The following is a 17,421-nucleotide window of genomic DNA, read 5'->3' as shown; positions in this document are numbered from 1 at the left end:
AATTTGTCAAATTTTCATCCCTCTCCCCATTGTTGCATTTCTATTTGTTCATATACTGATATTTCGTAGGCTCATATGAAAAATTTATCGTAATCACACCGCGCTCTTCGCATCATCTTTTCTATGCCCGCGATAAACATCGCCATCTCCTTGAACACAACATATGAATATATAAGGACTTTCGCATAAAAGCAAAATATTTTGATAAAATTATGCAATCCCATTGACTTTTTTCTAAGAAACATTATATACTATGTATTCATTTATCACATTTATAGGTAAAAGAATGCGAAAAGAACGCGGAGGAGGGATTTGTGCTGATGAAACCACTGCTGCGGAGATGCCTGCAGTTCATTCCCGTCTTTTTTGGCATCACGCTTCTCTCGTTCGGACTGCTCTACATCGCGCCGAGCGATCCCGTGAGCATACGTCTGACGGAGGACGGCACGGCGGCGAATCCGGAGGTCGTCGCGCGGATGCGGGCGGAGATGGGGCTCGACGAACCGTTCCTCGTGCAGTACGGCACATGGCTCACGCATTTCGTGCAGGGCGATATGGGCAAATCCTACATCACGGATATTCCGGTCGCAAAGACCTTCTCGTCCGCCCTCCCCTACACGCTGCGCATGGCGGGCATGGCGATGCTGCTCACGCTCCTCGTCTCTCTGCCGCTCGGCATCTCGATCGCGGCGCTCAGGGGCAGCCGCTTCGACTACGGCATACGTCTCTTGACCTTTGTCACAAACGCAATGCCGAATTTCGTCATTGCCATCGTCCTCATGTATATTTTCTCATTCAAACTTGGATTGATCCCGGTACTCGCAACGACAAAGCCCATCGGAATGATCCTGCCGTCGGCAACGCTCGCGATCGTCATGTCCTCGCGCTACATCCGCCAGATTCGCGCGGCGGCGCTCGACGAGCTGGACAAGGACTACATCGTCGGTCTGCGCGCACGCGGCATACCCGAGCGGCAGATCCTCTTCGGCAACGTGCTCAAGAACATCATGGTCATCGTGATCACGCTCACGGGCATCTCGGTCGGCTCTCTGCTCGGCGGCACGGTCATTGTAGAAACGATCTTCAACTGGCCGGGCATCGGGCATCTCATCATGACGGCGATCAGCAACCGCGATTATCCCATCGTACAGGCGACAGTCGTATGGATGGCGCTTGCGTTCTTCTTCGTCAACCTGCTCGCCGATCTCTCCTACCGCTATTTCAATCCAAAAATCAAGGATCTATAACGCCATGCGCATATCAATGATAGAACATCTGCCGCCGGCATTTCGCATCAGCGCGCTCGTCTGTGCACTCATCCTCTTCGCCGCGCTCTTTGCAGGGCAGCTCGTTCCCTACGATCCATACGAGACAAATCCGCAGCTCATCCTCGCTCCCCCCTCGGGAGAACATCTCCTCGGCACGGACAACTACGGCAGGGATATTCTCTCGCGCATCCTCGCGGGCGGGCGCACGTCGATTTTCTCGGCGCTCTTTATCGTGCTCGCCGCCTCTTCGCTCGGCAGTCTTGTCGGGCTTCTCGCCGGCTATTATCGCGGGCGGGCGAACGCCCTGCTCATGCGTATCACGGACATTTTTCAGGCGTTCCCCGACATTGTGCTCGCGATTGCGGTGGCGGGCGTCCTCGGCGGCGGGCTCTTCAACGCCGTGCTCGCGCTCGTAGCAACGACGTGGACGCAGTACGCGCGCATTGCGCGCAGCGCAGCGATTGCGGCAAAGGAGGAGACGTACATCCACGCGGCGCGCCTGAGCGGATGCGGCGATATGCGCATCCTCCTCCTGCACATCCTGCCGAACATCGCGGGGACGCTCGTCGTGACCGCCGTACTCCACATCAGCATCATCATGATGGGGCTCGCGGGGCTTTCCTACCTCGGCATCGGTGTCAAGATCCCGGCGGCGGAGTGGGGCGCGATGATCAGCGAGGGACAAAAATATCTCCAGCAGGCGCCGTGGGCGGTACTCGCCCCGAGCGCGGTGATGGTCGCCGTGATGATGGTATTTAACCTGTTCGGCGACCTGCTGCGTGATCTGCTCGATCCCAAAATGCGTGAACGACGCGCCGATTAAGAAAAGCGGCACGTTGAATATATAGTCTCTTTATACACAGGAGGTACACATGAAATTCAATTTCCGTAAAGCGCTGTGTGCGGCTCTGATGGTCGCCCTGCCTGTCTCTCTCGCCGGCTGCGGCGGCTCGGACGCCCCGGCAGCGGGCGGCAAAAAGATCGTCCACGTCGGCGGCACCGTCGCCGTCACGAGCGGCACGATGGATCCTGCGAAGGACTGGAACGGCTGGTATGCCGTGCGCTACGGCGTCGGCGAGACACTGTTCCGTCTGGACAACGAGATGAAGGCACAGCCGTGGCTCGCGGAAAAGGCGGAGAATATCGAACCGACGGTCTGGCGCATCACGCTGAAGGATAACGTCACGTTCTCCAACGGCGAGAAGATGACCGCCGAAAAAGTCATCGAGTCCCTGAAGCGCACCGCCGAGACGAACGACCGCGCGGCATGGCTGAAGGACGCCGTGTTCACGGCGGAGGGCAATGTCCTCACCATCAAGACGAAAGAGTCGTACGCTACGCTCGTCAACGATCTCTGCGATCCGTACGCCGTCATTCTCGACGTCGCGGGAACAAAGGATTTCGACAACGCCCCCATCGGCACGGGGCCCTTTATCCTGACCGCATTTGACTCGGAGAAATCCGCCGTCATGGAAAAGAATGCAACGTACTGGGGCGGCGAGGTGAAGCTCGACGGTCTTGAGTACACGCGCATTGCGGACTTTAACACGCTCGCAACGGCGCTCCAGTCGGGCGAGATCGACGTCGCGCTCGATCTGAGCCCCGAGACGGCGGAGACGATTGCAAAGTCGGACAAGCACACGCTCGTCAAGACACCGCAGTCGCGCACCTACCAGCTCTATTTCAACCTTGAGAAGCTGACCGATCCCGCCGTGCGCGAGGCGATCATGTACGGCGTGGACAAAAAGACCATCGGCGACAACGTGCTCAAGGGCGCGATGACCGCCTCCGGCAGCGCATTCCTCGCCGCAACGCCGTTCGGTGATCCCGCGCTCAAGATCCGCGCATTTGACGCAGAGAAGGCAAAGGCTGTGCTCGCCGCGGCAGGCTACGCGGACAGCGACGGCGACGGCATCGTCGAGAAGAACGGCAAGCCGCTGACGGTGCAGATGGGCGTCTACAAGCGTCTCTTCAACGAGAACATCACGACGGAGATGCAGGCGCAGCTCAAGAAGATCGGCATCAACGTCGAGATCGTCCCGCACGAGAAGGCAAACTATCTGAAACCCGGCGATTTCGAGATGTCCCTCTACTCCGTCGTCACGATGCCGACGGGCGATCCGTACGCCTTCCTGCGCGATACGATGAGCGAGAAGGGCGCGGCAAACTTCAGCCGTTATCACAGCCCTGCGGTACAGGGGATGCTCGCAGAGCTCCCGAATACGTTTGACTTTGACAAGCGTGTCGCACTCGTCAACCGTATTCAACAGCAGGCGATCGACGACGGCGCGATGGACTTCATCGGCTTCAACAATATGCTGACCGGCATCTCGAAGAACGTCACCGGCTTCCTGACCTCGCCGAGCGACTACTATCAGGTGTCGAAAGATCTCGACAAGAAGTAATTTGTAAAGCATCCGGAGGAGCGTATCATGCAGGAACTACTGAGGATCGAGGGACTTACAGCCGGCTACGGCGGCGTCCCCGTCATCCGGGATGTCCGTCTGACGCTCCGTCCGGGCGAGGTGCTCAGCATCGTCGGAGAGAGCGGCAGCGGCAAATCGACCCTGCTCAAGTCCGTCGCACAGGTGCGCGGGCTTGCGGCGGAAATCATCGCAGGCAGTGTGCACTTTGCAGAACACGACATGGCTATGGTCTCGGCGGCGGATAAACGCCGTCTCCACGGCGAAGAGCTTGCGATGGTATTCCAATACGCGGGCGCGTCGCTCAGTCCCGCGCGGACGATTGGAGCGCAGCTTGTCGAGGCAGTACGCGCACACGAAAAACGCAGCGCCGCCGAGATTCGCGCGCGGGCGGAGGAAGTGTTCGGCGGCATGGGCTTTACGGACGTAGGGCGCATCCTCGCCTCCTACCCGTTCGAGCTGTCGGGCGGCATGGCGCAGCGTGCGGCGATCGCACTTGCCGTCATCCTGCGCCCGCAGCTCCTCCTCGCGGACGAGTCGACATCCGCGCTCGACGCGACGATCCAGCTGCAAGTGCTCGACGAGCTCCGCGCGCTGAAGGATCGCACGGGAACGGCGATTCTCCTCATCACGCACAACATCGGCGTCGTGCGGCACATCGCCGACCGCGTCGCCGTGATGTCAAAGGGGCGCATCGTCGAACAGGGCAGTGTGCGCGAGGTATTAGAACATCCGCAGCACGCCTACACGAAATCGCTGCTCGCAGCAGTGCCGAAGATGTATGTGCGGGACGCGTCCGAGACGGACTGCGATCCGTGCCACATGCACGCCGCGCATCCGTCGTCCATACACATTTATGCACATAAGGGCGTTGATGCCGCATCTGATCTGCTTCGTTTCGAAAATGTCTCCATGCATTTCAAAGACGGGGCGGCGCATATACAGGCGGTGGATAACATCTCGTTTTCCCTGCGGCAAAAAGAACTCCTCGGCATCGTCGGAGAGAGCGGCAGCGGGAAATCGACCGTTGCAAAGCTCCTCACGGGACTGCATACGGCGACGGGCGGGCGCATTTTGTTGGGCGGCGCGGACATCACCCGCGCATCGGGCAAAGAGCGGCGCGCACTCTATACGCGTATTCAGATGGTGTTTCAGGATGCGCCCGGCTCGTTCAACCCGCGCCGCACTGTCGGCGCGATGATCGGCGAGACCATCTGCCGCCTGTGCAGTCCCGACGGTCGCCGCACGGAGGAACGCATCGCAGCTCTCCTCTCCGAGGTGGGACTGCCCGCATCCTACGCACACCGCTACCCGCATGAGATGAGCGGCGGCGAATGCCAGCGTGCCGCGATCGCGCGCGCGATGGCGGTACATCCAGACATACTCCTCTGCGACGAGGCGACCTCGGCGCTCGACGTATCCGTACAGGCAAAGATCGTGTCCCTCCTGCTCCATCTGCAAAAGGACACGGCATGAGCCTCATCTTTATCTCGCACGATCTTCCGCTCGTGAGTTCCATCGCATCCCGCGTGCTCATCATGCGGGCGGGACGCATCGTCGAGCAAGGATCGGCGAGCGACGTGCTCGTAAATCCCACGGACGACTATACCAAAAATCTCCTGCGCGCGGCGCTCTGACACCCGGCAACATATGATATAAAGACAGCCCCGCATACAATTTCAGCGTATGCGGGGCTGTCTTTATTTTTATGGCATAAATGCAACTCGTTTTTTTAATGAGAAAAATTCTTAAGATATGCACACACGCTAGCATTACCGGATGGTAAATGAAGCGTCAGCGCTGATGCATAGCTAGGAATTGCGGCAAACGCGAGGAAGGCGTAGCCAAAAACCTACGTCGACGAAGCGTTTGCCAAAAATGACGACGCTAGGCGCAGCGATCACGCTTCATGCCTTATCCGCCGACCCAATAAAAAATAATATGCGTCCCATCCTCCGAGATGCCGACAATATTTGCCTGCGGATGGCTGAGACCGTCCCCCATCCCCCACACATAAAAGACAAATTTCTCCTTGAGCACACCGACTTCCGCCGGATGCGGCACATAATCGATGAAGAGGTGCTGCCACAGCGGGAGCGCCTCAAAGCGCGGCACGACCGCCGTCTCGTCCACGCGCACCTTTGGCACACTGATCAAATCATTGATGCGCGGAATGCGCGTACGCATCTCCGAACGCTCCCGCGCCATTGCCGCATAGGGGCGAATATTCGCCTTCGTATCATGATATGAGAGATATGCCTCATCCTCCCCGGGTCCAAATCCGACACGACTCCAGACCTGCACGTCGTAGGCGGTATCCGGAATCTCCTCCGGGAAAAAATCACGCCGCACATATGTGTAACTGTCCTTCCCATTCGGCGAGAAATCCGGATAGAGAAAAAATCGGATGGCAACCGCCGCAAGCCCCACAACTACCATAAAGAAGGAAAAAACAACACCTAAAAAGTCTGCCCCCACCCGCCGCATTTCCGCGCAGCAAGATAGACGAGCAGTGTGCATACGGCCATAATGCACGTGATATAGATTGACCCCCATGTATGCAGCAGCAGCGTACAGCAGCTGCCGAGCGCAAGGAGCAAAGCGGGCGCATTGAATGCGCGCAAATCTTCGAAAATGACGCGCAATCCCGGCTTCACCACAGATAAACACTTTTTCAAAAACATCACACAACAATTCCTTACACATTTCTCTCTCCGCTATCATACCACAAATATTAAATCTAAAAAAGTGTTTGTTAAGAAAAGTATATGAAATAAATATCCGAGGCTTCATATTTTTCTGCGCACACACATCATGGTCCGACCAAATAAAAGATGATATGCGTGCCGTCCTCAGAGACACCAACTATGCTTCCCTTCGGATGGTTCCAACTCTCGTTCGTATCCCAAATATAAAAGACAAACGGTTCGTCTAAGCTCTCAATTTTGACGGGATGCGGCACATAGTCGAGAAAAAACCGCGCCCACGAATCTTCAAGAAACCTTGGATCTATGCATGTCTCATCAACCGTTATCTTTGGCACTCGTATTCCTTCGTTGATATAGGGCGACCGCGACTGTTTCTGCGCCCGCTCCCGTGCCATCTCCGCATAGGGCGCGATATGCTCGGGCGCATCGCGATAGGATAGATACGCCTCGTTCCACCCCTGGCCAAATCCTGAGATACTGTAAACCTGCACATCGTATGCTGTCTCCGGGATTTCACTCGGAAAAAAGTCCCCTATCAACACATGCTTGTAATTTTCCGCGCCGTTCGGCGGAAAATCCAAATCAATAAAAAGCGCTGTCATAAGGGTGAAAAAAGAAGCTGCTCCCATAAACATGATAAATCCGCTCCCCAAAAAGACCTGCATCCAGAAGTCGAATCTGCGCGATAGGAGATAGAATAAAATCGTGCAAAACAGCATTATTCCGCCGATATAGGAGCTAAATAGAGAGAGAAACGCCGCACATCCCAGCCCCAGTAAAAAGACTATGACAGGTAAACTGAATGTACGTATCTCTGTCCAAAACACACGGAACACTGTTCCTGTTTTCTTTACAATCTTTTCAGCAGTCATGGGGTTCTCCTGTCCTATATTTTAACAGCATTATCATATCACAAAATATACCATACATAAAAGCGCCTGCCGCAATCGGGCAGACGCTTTATCTATACACAGCGTATTTAATTACACAGCTTCGGCACGGACTTCTTCTTCGACTTCGATGCCGAACATTGCCATATCGTCCTCGACGTTCGTGATGCCGCCGATGCCGAAGTTCTCGACGAGCACCTTCGCCACGTTCGGCGAGAGGAATGCAGGGAGCGTGGGGCCGAGGTGGATGTTCTTCACGCCGAGGTGGAGCAGGGCGAGGAGAACGATGACGGCCTTCTGCTCATACCACGCGATGTTGTATGCGATCGGCAGTTTGTTGACATCGTCGAGCCCAAAGACTTCCTTGAGCTTGAGCGCGATGAGTGCGAGCGAGTAGGAGTCGTTGCACTGTCCGGCATCGAGCACGCGGGGAATGCCGCCGATGTCGCCGAGATCCTTCTTGATGTACTTATACTTCGCACAGCCCGCCGTGAGGATGACCGTATCGTGCGGCAGACGCTCTGCGAACTCACCGTAGTATTCGCGCGACTTCATGCGCCCGTCACAGCCCGCCATGACGACGAACTTCTTGATCGCGCCTGTCTTGACCGCCTCGACGACCTTGTCCGCGACGGCAAAGACCTGCTCGTGCGCGAATCCGCCGACGATCTCGCCCGTCTCCAGCTCCGTCGGAGGCGCGCATTTCTTCGCGCATTCAATGACGGGTGTAAAGTCCTTATCGCCGTTCACAAGCGGGATGTGCGTGCAGCCCTCGACACCGACCGCAGCCGTTGTGAAGAGACGCCCTTTGTAGCTGTCCTTCGGCGGAACGACGCAGTTCGTCGTCATGAGGATCGCGCCGTTGAACTTCTCGAACTCCTCTTTCTGCTGCCACCACGCGTTGCCGTAGTTGCCGACGAGGTTGTCGTACTGCTTGAATTTCGGATAGTAATGCGCGGGGATCATCTCGCCGTGCGTGTAGACGTCGACGCCCGTGCCCTTCGTCTGCTCGAGAAGGCGCTCGAGATCCTTGAGGTCATGCCCGGAGATGAGGATGCCCGGACGGTTGCGGACGCCGAGCTTCACCTTCGAAATCTCGGGGTTGCCGTACGAACTCGTATTTGCCGTATCGAGGAGCGCCATGCCGGCGACGCCCCACTTGCCCGTCTCGAGAACGAGCGCCGTCAGTGCACTGCCGTCGAGCGAGTCGTCGAGGAGCTGTGCAAGCGCGCGCTGCGAGAACGCGTCGATCTCCTCGTTCTCAAAGCCGAGCGCATTCGCGTGCTCCACATAGGCGGCGAGCCCCTTGAGCCCGTAAGTCGTCAGCTCGCGCAGGCTGCGGACATCCTCGTTCTTGGTCGCGAGAATGCCGACCGTCTTTGCCTTTGCCGCGAAATCCGCACGCGCCGCCGTCCAGTGCGCCGCCTCAGGGAGGCTCGACGCATCGCCGAGCTGCGCAAGCAGCTCCGCCTTGAGCACGAGCGACTCTTCGACGGCATCCTTAATTGCCTCGAGATCAAAATTCGCATTTGTGATCGTGATGAAGAGGTTCATCGTCACGCGGTGGTTCGTCTCCACCGAGACCGGCTTGCCCGCAGCGCGCAGCGCCGTCGTCACCGCACCGAGCCCCTTCGTCACGTAGACGAGGAGATCCTGCATCTCCGCAACGTCCGGCTTCTTGCCGCAGACGCCCTGCACCGTGCAGCCCTTGCCGCCCGCCGTCTCCTGGCACTGATAACAAAACATTTTAGCATCCATAACAAAATCTCCTTTGCCTAATACACAATTCTTGATGCGATTATAGCAAAGGTAATATTGTGAAGGATGTAACATATGTTACTCGCTGATAATCAATAGAAATTCTCATTTTTATGCCGAGACAGCAAACTAATCGTCTTTGACAGCCGATTTATGCAGGAAATTTTCCGGCAGAATCACTATAATAACGTTATATACCGCAAAGATGCGGCACACATCTCAGGAAACAGAAAAGGAGCAGGATCATGAGCGAATTTTTCCCAAATATCCCTCACATCAAATACGAGGGCAGAGACAGTAAAAACCGTCTGGCGTTCAAATACTATGATCCGCAGCGCGTGATCCTCGGCAAGACGATGGAGGAGCATCTCACGTTTGCGATGGCGTGGTGGCACAATCTCTGCGCCGTTGGCGTGGATATGTTCGGCGCGGGTACGGCGGACAAGACGTTCGGCGCACAGCCCGGCACGATGGCGCACGCAAAGGCAAAAGTCGATGCGGGCATCGAGTTCATGCAGAAACTCGGCATCAAGTATTACTGCTTCCACGACGCTGATATTGTCCCCGAGGATCCGACCGACATCAATGAGACGAACCGCCGTCTCGACGAGCTGACCGACTACCTCCTCGAAAAGACCAAAGGCACCGGCATCCGGTGCCTCTGGGCGACCGCCAACATGTTCAGCAACGCGCGCTTCATGAACGGCGCGGGCAGCAGCAACTCGGCGGATGTCTTCTGTTTTGCTGCGGCACAGGCGAAAAAGGGCATCGAGCTCGCGGTGAAGCTCGGCGCGCGCGGCTATGTCTTTTGGGGGGGACGCGAGGGCTATGAGACCCTGCTCAACACGGATATGGCGCTTGAGCAGGACAACGTGGCGCAGCTCTTCCGCATGAGCCGCGACTACGGGCGCAGCATCGGGTTCAAGGGCGATTTCTACATCGAGCCGAAACCGAAAGAGCCGATGAAGCATCAGTATGATTTCGACGCGGCGACCGCCATCGGCTTCCTGCAAAAGCACGGGCTGGACGGCGATTTCAAGATGAATATCGAGGCGAACCATGCGACGCTCGCCGGGCATACCTTCCAGCACGAGCTGCGCGTCTGCGCGGTGAACGGCATGATGGGTTCGGTCGACGCGAACCAGGGCGACATGCTGCTCGGCTGGGACACGGATCAGTTCCCCTCCAACGTCTATGACACGACGCTCGCGATGTACGAAATTCTCAAAGCGGGCGGTCTGCGCGGCGGGCTCAACTTCGACGCGAAGAACCGCCGTCCGAGCAACACGCCGGAGGATATGTTCACCGCCTTCATCATCGGCATGGATTCGTTCGCGCTCGGTCTCATCAAGGCGGCGGCGCTCATCGAGGACGGGCGCATCGACGCCTTTGTCAAGGAGCGCTATGCGAGCTACGAAACGGGCATCGGAGCAAAAATAAAGAGCGGCACGGCAACGCTCGAAGAATGCGCCGCACATGCCGCCGCTTTGAAAGCCCCCGCCGATCCCGGTTCCGGCGGGCAGGAATACCTAGAGGGCGTCGTGAACAACATACTGTTCGGCTCCGCGGGCTAACGCCGCCGTGAAGCGTACGCACGGCGCAGGACGGCGCGTCTGTGCCCTCGTCGCACAGTAAGCGCCGAGCAGCCGCAGGCTGTCCGCCGCCGAAAAAATTTTCTCAGAACACACCGCTGAAGCGGGTCTCCGATTGCAGGAGACCCGCTTTTTTTTACGGTATGCCGTCGGCGTACAGCCCAGCTCTTCGTGGAACAATTTCGTCAGATAGCGTACGTCGGAAAATCCGCAGCAAAGACTGATGTCAAGAATGCTCCGCTGCGTCTCTGCCACGAGCCGCCGCGCGTGCGTGAACCGCTTTTTCCGTAAATAGTCCTGAAACGACATGCCGAGCACCTCCTTAAAGAGATGCGAGAGATACGTCAGCGACAGATGTTCGCGGCGAGCGATCTCCCCGAGCAGGAGCTTGCGCGTATAATTCTTTTCGATGTAGTCGAGCACGGCAAGCATCCGGTCTGCCCGCTCCCTGCGCGGTACTTCTTCCGAAGTATCGAGAAACGACCACGGCAGATGCGTGTTGAGCAGATGGTAGATGCGTCCCACGCAGGCGAGGCATTGGAACTCATAGCTCGATCGTCGCGCAAAAAAGCGCCGCCGAGTTCCGTCAGAAGTGCGGAGAGCTCTTCACACTGCCGGGGCATCGCTGTACGCAGAGAAATGCCGCAGGCATAGCGGATATTCTTTGCACCGCTGAAGATACGCTCCACGAGCCGCGCGGAAATCTGCGCGATGAGGAGCACGCCGCCCCCCTCCTCGGTGGAGGTAAAGCAATGCGCCTCGAGCGGATTGACGAGATAGAGATCGCCGCGGCGGAGCGTACGCCGCGCCCCGCCGCGCTCAAGCACGATGCCGCCGTCCAGCACAAGTCCGAGTTCCATATCGGGATGCAGATGCGTGGCACGCTCCTGCATCCGAACGAGAAAGACGTTCAGATCGCTGAGTTGTTCATAGGAAATCACTTCGTATTCACCGGACATAGTTCCCCTCCTTCCCGGCGAGACTCCGCATATGTGTGCAACAGTCTTTCGCATCGGTGGAAATCATCGGTGCGGCGCGAAGGGCGTGTTATCGAAGCCGCGAAACGTCTCCCCCGCAGGGGCGGCGCGGCGCCGCACAATCATCTAGGCAGCGATGTGTTGAAAAGCCGCAGCGGTTTTCAGCGGCGCAGGTTCTATGCGATATTCGGGAACCGCGCGCGACGTTTCGTGCAGCGGCAAGAAATATGCCCGAGCGCCGCTCATACATTTCTTCAAATCCACCTCAATGCAGCTGCGGAAACACCTCTTTCAGCGCGGGATAGAGTTTGCGGTACCTTTCATACCGCGCGTCGTAACGTGCAACAAGCGCGGGATCGGGCACGATGGTCTCCGTGACACGCACGATCGCCGCCGCTGCCTCCGCCACGTCCCGGTACGCGCCGCAGGCGACCATCGCGAGCATCGCGCCCCCCATCCCGGGGCCTTCCTCCGCGGCGGGAACATCCAGCGCGATCCCGAGCACATTGGCAAAGATTTTTCGCCACAGCGGAGACTTCGCCCCGCCGCCGCAGATCTTGCTCCGCACAATGGGAATTCCAAGGCTGCGCGCCACCGCGAGGCTGTCACGCAGCCCGAACGCAACGCCCTCGAGCATCGCCTGCACGAGATCGGCGCGCATCGTATCAAGCGACATGCCGACGAACGCCGCGCGGGCGTCCGTATCGTTGATCGGGCTGCGTTCCCCCATGAGATACGGCAGGAAGAACACGCGATTGTTCCCGAGCCGATCCTCGGCGATCTCCGCCTGCTCCGCCGCATAGTCCTTCGTCCGCAGGATGCGCTCCATGAGCCATGTGTTGCAGGACGCCGCACTCAGCATGACGCCCATCAGATGATAGCCGTTGTCCGCGTGTGCAAACGAATGCAGGGCGTTGTGCGGGTCGACGCCAAACGACTTGCTCGTGATAAAAATCGTCCCCGATGTCCCGATGGAGATATTGCACGCACCCTCGCCGACCGTACCTGTGCCGACGGCGGCTGCGGCATTGTCCCCCGCGCCTGCCGCGACGACCGTTGTCTCCGGTATGCCGAGACGCGCCGCGACCTCCGGCAGCACGGTACCGACGGCGGCGGCGGACGGGAACACCCGCGGCATCTGCGTCTCCCGCACGCCGCAGAGATCGAGCATCTCCGCCGACCACATGCCGCGCCGAACATCATAGAGGAGCATTCCGGACGCGTCCGACGGGTCGGTGCAGTGCACGCCCGTGAGCCGATAGTTGATATAGTCCTTGGGCAGCATGATCTTATCGATGCGCGCAAAGAGTTCCGGCTCGTGTTTTTTCATCCACAGGAGCTTTGGCGCCGTAAAGCCCGCAAAGGCAATATTCGCCGTACGCGCGCTGAGTGTCTCCCTGCCGACGGTCTCGTTCAGATAGTCGACCTCATCCGCTGTGCGCCCGTCGTTCCAGAGAATCGCGGGGCGTATCACGCGATCCGCCGCGTCGAGCACGACAAGGCCGTGCATTTGGCCGCCCGCGCCGATGCCTGCCACCTGCGCGCCGTCATGTCCGCGGAGAAGCGCAGGGATCCCCTCCTCCACCGCCTGCCACCATGCCGCGGGATCCTGTTCGCTCCAGCCGGGCTGCGGAAAGTCGAGCGGATAGCTGCGGGACACAATGTTTTTAATATCGCCCGTCTCGTCCGTCAGGAGCAGCTTGCACGCGGACGTGCCGAGATCGATGCCGATGTAAAGCATTTCATCACCTCTCCCGTGCGGCGCTTACGATTTCGCCGACTGATTGTAGATGTCAAACGCAACCGCCGCGAGGAGCACCAGCCCCTTAATCGCCTGCTGCCAGTCGATGCCGACGCCCATGATGGACATACCGTTGTTGAGTACGCCCATGACGAGACCGCCGACCACAGCGCCGATGATCGTCCCGACGCCGCCGCTCGCGGATGCGCCCCCGATGTAGCACGCGGCGATGGCGTCCAACTCGAACATCATGCCTGCCGAGGGTGCCGCCGCATTGAGACGCGCGGAGAAGACAAGCCCCGCGATTGCAGCCATCAGCCCCATGTTGACAAAGACGATGAACCGCACCCACCGTGTCTTGATGCCCGAGAGCTGCGCCGCACGCTCATTGCCGCCCACCGCATAAATGTGACGTCCGAAGACCGTACGGCTGCAAATGAACGAATAAAGCGCCACGAGGAATCCGAGCAGGATCAAAATGACGGGCAGCCCCTTGAACTGATCGAGCCAATAGCACGCGACAAGGCTGACGAGCGCGATCGCCGCGCATTTCACCGTGAATACGGCGGCACTGTCCGCGGGGATCCCGTGGCGCAGGCGCTGCCGCCGTCCGTTTGCGACAAGATAGATGCCGATTGCGGCGATGAGGACGGCAACGAGCATCGTGCTCATGGGGAGCGCGCCGATGCCGGGAATGTCCGCAAGGAAGCGCTGCGCGACGAACTGATAGCTTTCGGGGAACGGTGAGAGCGTATTGCCGTCCAGAATAATCATCGTCGCCCCGCGGAAGAGCAGCATCCCCGCGAGCGTCACGATGAAGGCAGGTACGCGAACGAACGCGATCCAAAAGCCCTGCCACGCGCCGATGGCGATGCCGAGCAGGATGCACGCAGCGATCGTCAGCGGCACAGACATCCCCATCGTGACGATCATCGTCGCCGCAACCGCGCCGATCACGGCGACCACCGATCCGACGGAAAGGTCGATATCCCCCGTCAGGATGCAGGGCAGCATCCCGATCGCGAGAATCAAAATGTAGCTGTTCTGCATGACGAGCTTCGAGATATTCATCGGGGCGAGCAGCACGCCGTCCGTACACCACTGGAAAAAGAGCGCGATCACGACGAGCGCGATGAACATCGCGTATTTATGCACCGCCGTCTGCAAAATCCCCGCAGCGCTCATCCCCGCCGCCCCTTCTTTTTGTCCGCTCATAAGTATTCCTCCTCCGTCATCCGGCATTTGCCCGCCGGGTATTGCTCTGCATGATGTACCGCATGATGCTCTCCTGCGAGGCTTCCTCCGCAGGCAGCTCGCCCACGAACCGCCCTTCGTTCATGACGTAGATGCGGTCGCTGACGCCGAGCACCTCCGGCAACTCGGACGAGATGACGAGCACACATTTGCCCGCTGCCGCCAGCTCGTTGATCACGCAGTAGATCTCGTATTTTGCCCCCACGTCGATGCCGCGCGTCGGCTCGTCGAGGATGAGCACGTCGGGATCGGCGTAGAGCCAGCGTGCGAGCATGACCTTCTGCTGATTGCCGCCCGAGAGATTGCGCGTGCGCTGATAGATGCCGGGTGCCTTGATGCGCAGCTTCTTCAGATAGTCCTCGGCGACGCCGATCTCCTCCTCCTCGCGGATAATGCCGCGTGCGGAAAGGCGCGGGAGGGTCGGCAGACTGATGTTCTCGCGGATACTCTGCCCGAGGATGAGTCCCTGCCCCTTGCGATCCTCCGTAACGTAGGCGATGCCGTGCGCGATTGCATCGCCCACGCTGTTCACAGTGATTTCCTTGCCGTCCTTAAAAATTTTTCCTGTGATATTGCGTCCGAACGACTTGCCAAAAAGGCTCATTGCCAGCTCCGTCCGTCCCGCACCCATAAGCCCCGCGATGCCGACCACCTCACCGCGACGTAGGCGCAGATTCACACGATCCACCACGCGCCGCCCTGCGATGTAGGGCGAATCCACGCACCAGTCCCGCACCTCGAGACAGACCTCACCGACATGCTGCTCCGTGCGCGCGGGATAGCGATCCGTGATCGCGCGCCCGACCATGCCGCGGATGATGCGCTCCTCTGAGATCTCGTCCGTGCCCTTTGTGAGCGTCTCGATCGTCCGTCCGTCGCGGATCACCGTGATTTTATCCGCGATGCGCGTGACCTCGTTCAGCTTATGAGAGATGATGATTGCCGTCATGCCGAGACGCTGCCGCAGCTCTAAAATAAGATTCAGCAGTTTTTCACTGTCGTCGTCATTGAGCGCAGCCGTCGGCTCGTCAAGGATGAGGAGTCGCACATCTTTGGCGAGCGCCTTCGCGATCTCGACGAGCTGCTGCTTGCCGACGCCCATCTTGTTCACCGGCATCTCCGGTGACTCGCTGAGGCCTACGCGCCGTATGAGTTCTGCCGCACGTTCATAGACCGTCTCCCAGTCGATGATACCGCGCCGCTGCTGCTCATTTCCAAGGAAGATATTCTCCATCACCGAAAGATAGGGGATAAGCGCAAGCTCCTGATGAATGATGACGATGCCGACACGCTCGCTCTCGCGAATGTCCCGGAACCGGCATTCTTCCCCGTCGTAGAGAATTTTCCCGCCGTAACTCCCATAGGGATATACGCCGCTCAGCACGTTCATGAGCGTGGATTTCCCCGCACCGTTCTCACCGACGAGCGCGTGGATCTCCCCCGCGCGCACGGAGATGTTGACCTTATCAAGCGCGCGCACGCCCCCCGGGAAAACCTTCTCGATATCCTGCATTTCCAGCAGTACGTCCGCCATAGTTTCACCTCCTAGAAAAAACGTCCTCTGCGATCCGATGAGACCATTCCGGTTCCCGAGGAATCGACAGAGGACGCACGCCGCTCTTATTTATTTCTGCAATTCGGCTTCGGTGTAGTATCCGGAATCGATCAGCAGCGCCTTATAATTCGAGGCATCGACGAATTTCGGCTCGAGTAGGTACGAGGGAACAATCTTCACGCCGTTGTCGTAGTCCTTCGTATTGTTGACCTCCGGCTCCTGCTTGTTCAGGACAGCCTCGACCATCTTCACAACCTCATCCGCGAGCGCACGCGTGTCTTTGAAGACCGACATGGACTGTTCGCCCGCAATGATTGCCTTCACATTCGGCAGATTCGCATCCTGTCCCGTGATCACCGGCATCTTTTTGCTTGCCGTATTGTATCCCGCAGATTTCAATGCCGACTGAACCCCGAGAGAGACCGAGTCGTTAGAGCAGAGCACCGCATCTACATTCGCACCCGTGTAGTAAGTCGTCAGGATGTTGTCCATGCGCTCCTGTGCCTTTGCCTCATCCCAGTTTGGTGTCGCACACTGCTCGCGCGTCATCTGACCCGAGCGCACGACGAGCTGCCCCTTTTCGATATAGGGCTTCAGTACGTCCATCGCACCGCCGAAGAAAAAGTTCACGTTGTTGTCGTCCATCGGCCCCGTCGAAATCTCGAGGTTAAATGGACCTTTGCCCTCGGCAAGCCCCAGTTTATCAGCGATGTACTGTCCCTGAATCTTGCCGACGAGATAATTGTCGAACGTCGCATAGTAATTGACCGCATCCGTATTCATGATGAGACGGTCATAGGCGATGACCGCAACGCCCGCGTCCTTCGCCTCGTTGAGTACCGAGGAGAGCGCACTGCCGTCGATCGAGCCGACGACGACGACCTTGCAGCCCTTCGTGATCATGTTCTCAATCTGCGAGACCTGCGTCTCCACCTTGTTCTCTGCGAACTGCAAGTCCACGTCGTAGCCCTTCTCGCGGAGCTTCTTCTCCATGTTCGCGCCGTCCTGGTTCCAGCGCTGGAGCGATTTCGTCGGCATCGAGACGCCGACCTTGATCCCCTTGCCGGCATCCGATGTACTGCCGCCCCCGTTCGAGCCGCCGCATCCGGCGAAAAACGCCGCCGTCACCAGTGCCAGACCGCAGGCGAGGAGTTTCTTCATGCGCATCCTTATCAGCCTCCTAAATAGTGTCCGACGTCCCTCCCGGGACTTTTTCCTCCATATGTGTTCGAGCAAAATTTATACACGAAAGTAC

The 17,421-nt window shown here is 58.2% G+C and carries 14 protein-coding genes and 1 pseudogene; 5 read left to right on the top strand and 10 right to left on the bottom strand.

Annotated features, from left to right (window positions below):
• Positions 1-320 precede the first annotated feature (320 nt).
• From HMPREF9162_RS09630 to HMPREF9162_RS09615, 4 genes and pseudogenes are all read left to right on the top strand, one after another.
• Entirely contained in the window at positions 321-1,247 is a 927-nt protein-coding gene (locus tag HMPREF9162_RS09630) for an ABC transporter permease (protein WP_009349793.1), read from the top strand.
• 4 nt (positions 1,248-1,251) lie between these two features.
• Positions 1,252-2,091 (top strand): ABC transporter permease, encoded by an 840-nt coding sequence (locus HMPREF9162_RS09625; protein WP_009439186.1) that lies wholly within the window; start codon positions 1,252-1,254, stop codon positions 2,089-2,091.
• 49 nt (positions 2,092-2,140) lie between these two features.
• Entirely contained in the window at positions 2,141-3,673 is a 1,533-nt protein-coding gene (locus HMPREF9162_RS09620) for an ABC transporter substrate-binding protein (protein WP_009349791.1), read from the top strand.
• Between the two features lie 27 nt (positions 3,674-3,700).
• Positions 3,701-5,328, top strand: a pseudogene (locus HMPREF9162_RS09615) (dipeptide ABC transporter ATP-binding protein).
• A gap of 277 nt (positions 5,329-5,605) precedes the next feature.
• Here the strand turns inward: HMPREF9162_RS09615 and HMPREF9162_RS09610 are convergent.
• The 4 genes from HMPREF9162_RS09610 to hcp all read right to left on the bottom strand — a co-directional run bounded on the left by HMPREF9162_RS09610 (position 5,606) and on the right by hcp (position 9,047).
• Positions 5,606-6,130, bottom strand: coding sequence for a hypothetical protein (locus HMPREF9162_RS09610; protein ID WP_254655387.1), 525 nt, complete (start codon positions 6,128-6,130; stop codon positions 5,606-5,608).
• Between the two features lie 20 nt (positions 6,131-6,150).
• The gene (locus tag HMPREF9162_RS12815) at positions 6,151-6,351 is read right to left on the bottom strand and encodes a hypothetical protein (RefSeq protein WP_254655386.1); all 201 of its coding nucleotides are present in this window, start codon (positions 6,349-6,351) and stop codon (positions 6,151-6,153) included.
• Between the two features lie 152 nt (positions 6,352-6,503).
• Entirely contained in the window at positions 6,504-7,271 is a 768-nt protein-coding gene (locus HMPREF9162_RS09605; protein WP_009439142.1) for a hypothetical protein, read from the bottom strand.
• A gap of 111 nt (positions 7,272-7,382) precedes the next feature.
• Positions 7,383-9,047: a hydroxylamine reductase gene (hcp, locus tag HMPREF9162_RS09600; protein ID WP_009439269.1), complete on the bottom strand. Its 1,665-nt coding sequence runs from the start codon at positions 9,045-9,047 to the stop codon at positions 7,383-7,385.
• Positions 9,048-9,292: 245 nt separating this feature from the next.
• Between hcp and xylA the strand changes: the two genes are divergently transcribed.
• Entirely contained in the window at positions 9,293-10,621 is a 1,329-nt protein-coding gene (xylA, locus tag HMPREF9162_RS09595; protein WP_009439233.1) for a xylose isomerase, read from the top strand.
• Here the strand turns inward: xylA and HMPREF9162_RS12810 are convergent.
• From HMPREF9162_RS12810 to chvE, 6 genes are all read right to left on the bottom strand, one after another.
• Complete coding sequence (locus HMPREF9162_RS12810) at positions 10,577-11,071, bottom strand: helix-turn-helix transcriptional regulator (RefSeq protein WP_254655385.1); 495 nt, start codon at positions 11,069-11,071, stop codon at positions 10,577-10,579. The two genes, xylA and HMPREF9162_RS12810, sit on opposite strands and share 45 nt — an antisense overlap.
• Positions 10,984-11,598 carry a cupin domain-containing protein gene (locus HMPREF9162_RS12805; protein WP_009439148.1) on the bottom strand — a complete coding sequence of 205 codons (615 nt, stop codon included), beginning with the start codon at positions 11,596-11,598 and terminating at the stop codon, positions 10,984-10,986. Before HMPREF9162_RS12805 ends, HMPREF9162_RS12810 begins: the two co-directional genes overlap by 88 nt.
• Before the next feature lie 283 nt (positions 11,599-11,881).
• The gene (xylB, locus tag HMPREF9162_RS09585) at positions 11,882-13,357 is read right to left on the bottom strand and encodes a xylulokinase (protein ID WP_009439260.1); all 1,476 of its coding nucleotides are present in this window, start codon (positions 13,355-13,357) and stop codon (positions 11,882-11,884) included.
• A gap of 24 nt (positions 13,358-13,381) precedes the next feature.
• Positions 13,382-14,572, bottom strand: coding sequence for a multiple monosaccharide ABC transporter permease (gene mmsB, locus HMPREF9162_RS09580; RefSeq protein WP_009439173.1), 1,191 nt, complete (start codon positions 14,570-14,572; stop codon positions 13,382-13,384).
• Between the two features lie 16 nt (positions 14,573-14,588).
• Positions 14,589-16,145 (bottom strand): multiple monosaccharide ABC transporter ATP-binding protein, encoded by a 1,557-nt coding sequence (mmsA, locus tag HMPREF9162_RS09575; protein WP_009439198.1) that lies wholly within the window; start codon positions 16,143-16,145, stop codon positions 14,589-14,591.
• A 90-nt stretch (positions 16,146-16,235) separates the two neighbouring features.
• The gene (chvE, locus tag HMPREF9162_RS09570) at positions 16,236-17,333 is read right to left on the bottom strand and encodes a multiple monosaccharide ABC transporter substrate-binding protein (RefSeq protein WP_009439263.1); all 1,098 of its coding nucleotides are present in this window, start codon (positions 17,331-17,333) and stop codon (positions 16,236-16,238) included.
• Between the last annotated feature and the right edge of the window lie 88 nt (positions 17,334-17,421).

This window comes from Selenomonas sp. oral taxon 137 str. F0430 (genome assembly GCF_000183625.1).
Taxonomy (GTDB): domain Bacteria; phylum Bacillota; class Negativicutes; order Selenomonadales; family Selenomonadaceae; genus Centipeda; species Centipeda artemidis.
Note: the sequence above shows the minus strand (reverse complement) of the source record. Positions and strands in the feature narration are given on the sequence as shown.

Coding starts and splice junctions, on each gene's coding strand:
- HMPREF9162_RS09630 (WP_009349793.1), top strand. CDS start 321: ATGAAACCACTGCTGCGGAGATGCCTGCAGTTCATTCCCGTCTTTTTT.
- HMPREF9162_RS09625 (WP_009439186.1), top strand. CDS start 1,252: ATGCGCATATCAATGATAGAACATCTGCCGCCGGCATTTCGCATCAGC.
- HMPREF9162_RS09620 (WP_009349791.1), top strand. CDS start 2,141: ATGAAATTCAATTTCCGTAAAGCGCTGTGTGCGGCTCTGATGGTCGCC.
- HMPREF9162_RS09610 (WP_254655387.1), bottom strand. CDS start 6,130: ATGGTAGTTGTGGGGCTTGCGGCGGTTGCCATCCGATTTTTTCTCTAT.
- HMPREF9162_RS09605 (WP_009439142.1), bottom strand. CDS start 7,271: ATGACTGCTGAAAAGATTGTAAAGAAAACAGGAACAGTGTTCCGTGTG.
- hcp (WP_009439269.1), bottom strand. CDS start 9,047: ATGGATGCTAAAATGTTTTGTTATCAGTGCCAGGAGACGGCGGGCGGC.
- xylA (WP_009439233.1), top strand. CDS start 9,293: ATGAGCGAATTTTTCCCAAATATCCCTCACATCAAATACGAGGGCAGA.
- HMPREF9162_RS12810 (WP_254655385.1), bottom strand. CDS start 11,071: ATGCTTGCCGTGCTCGACTACATCGAAAAGAATTATACGCGCAAGCTC.
- HMPREF9162_RS12805 (WP_009439148.1), bottom strand. CDS start 11,598: ATGTCCGGTGAATACGAAGTGATTTCCTATGAACAACTCAGCGATCTG.
- xylB (WP_009439260.1), bottom strand. CDS start 13,357: ATGCTTTACATCGGCATCGATCTCGGCACGTCCGCGTGCAAGCTGCTC.
- mmsB (WP_009439173.1), bottom strand. CDS start 14,572: ATGAGCGGACAAAAAGAAGGGGCGGCGGGGATGAGCGCTGCGGGGATT.
- mmsA (WP_009439198.1), bottom strand. CDS start 16,145: ATGGCGGACGTACTGCTGGAAATGCAGGATATCGAGAAGGTTTTCCCG.
- chvE (WP_009439263.1), bottom strand. CDS start 17,333: ATGCGCATGAAGAAACTCCTCGCCTGCGGTCTGGCACTGGTGACGGCG.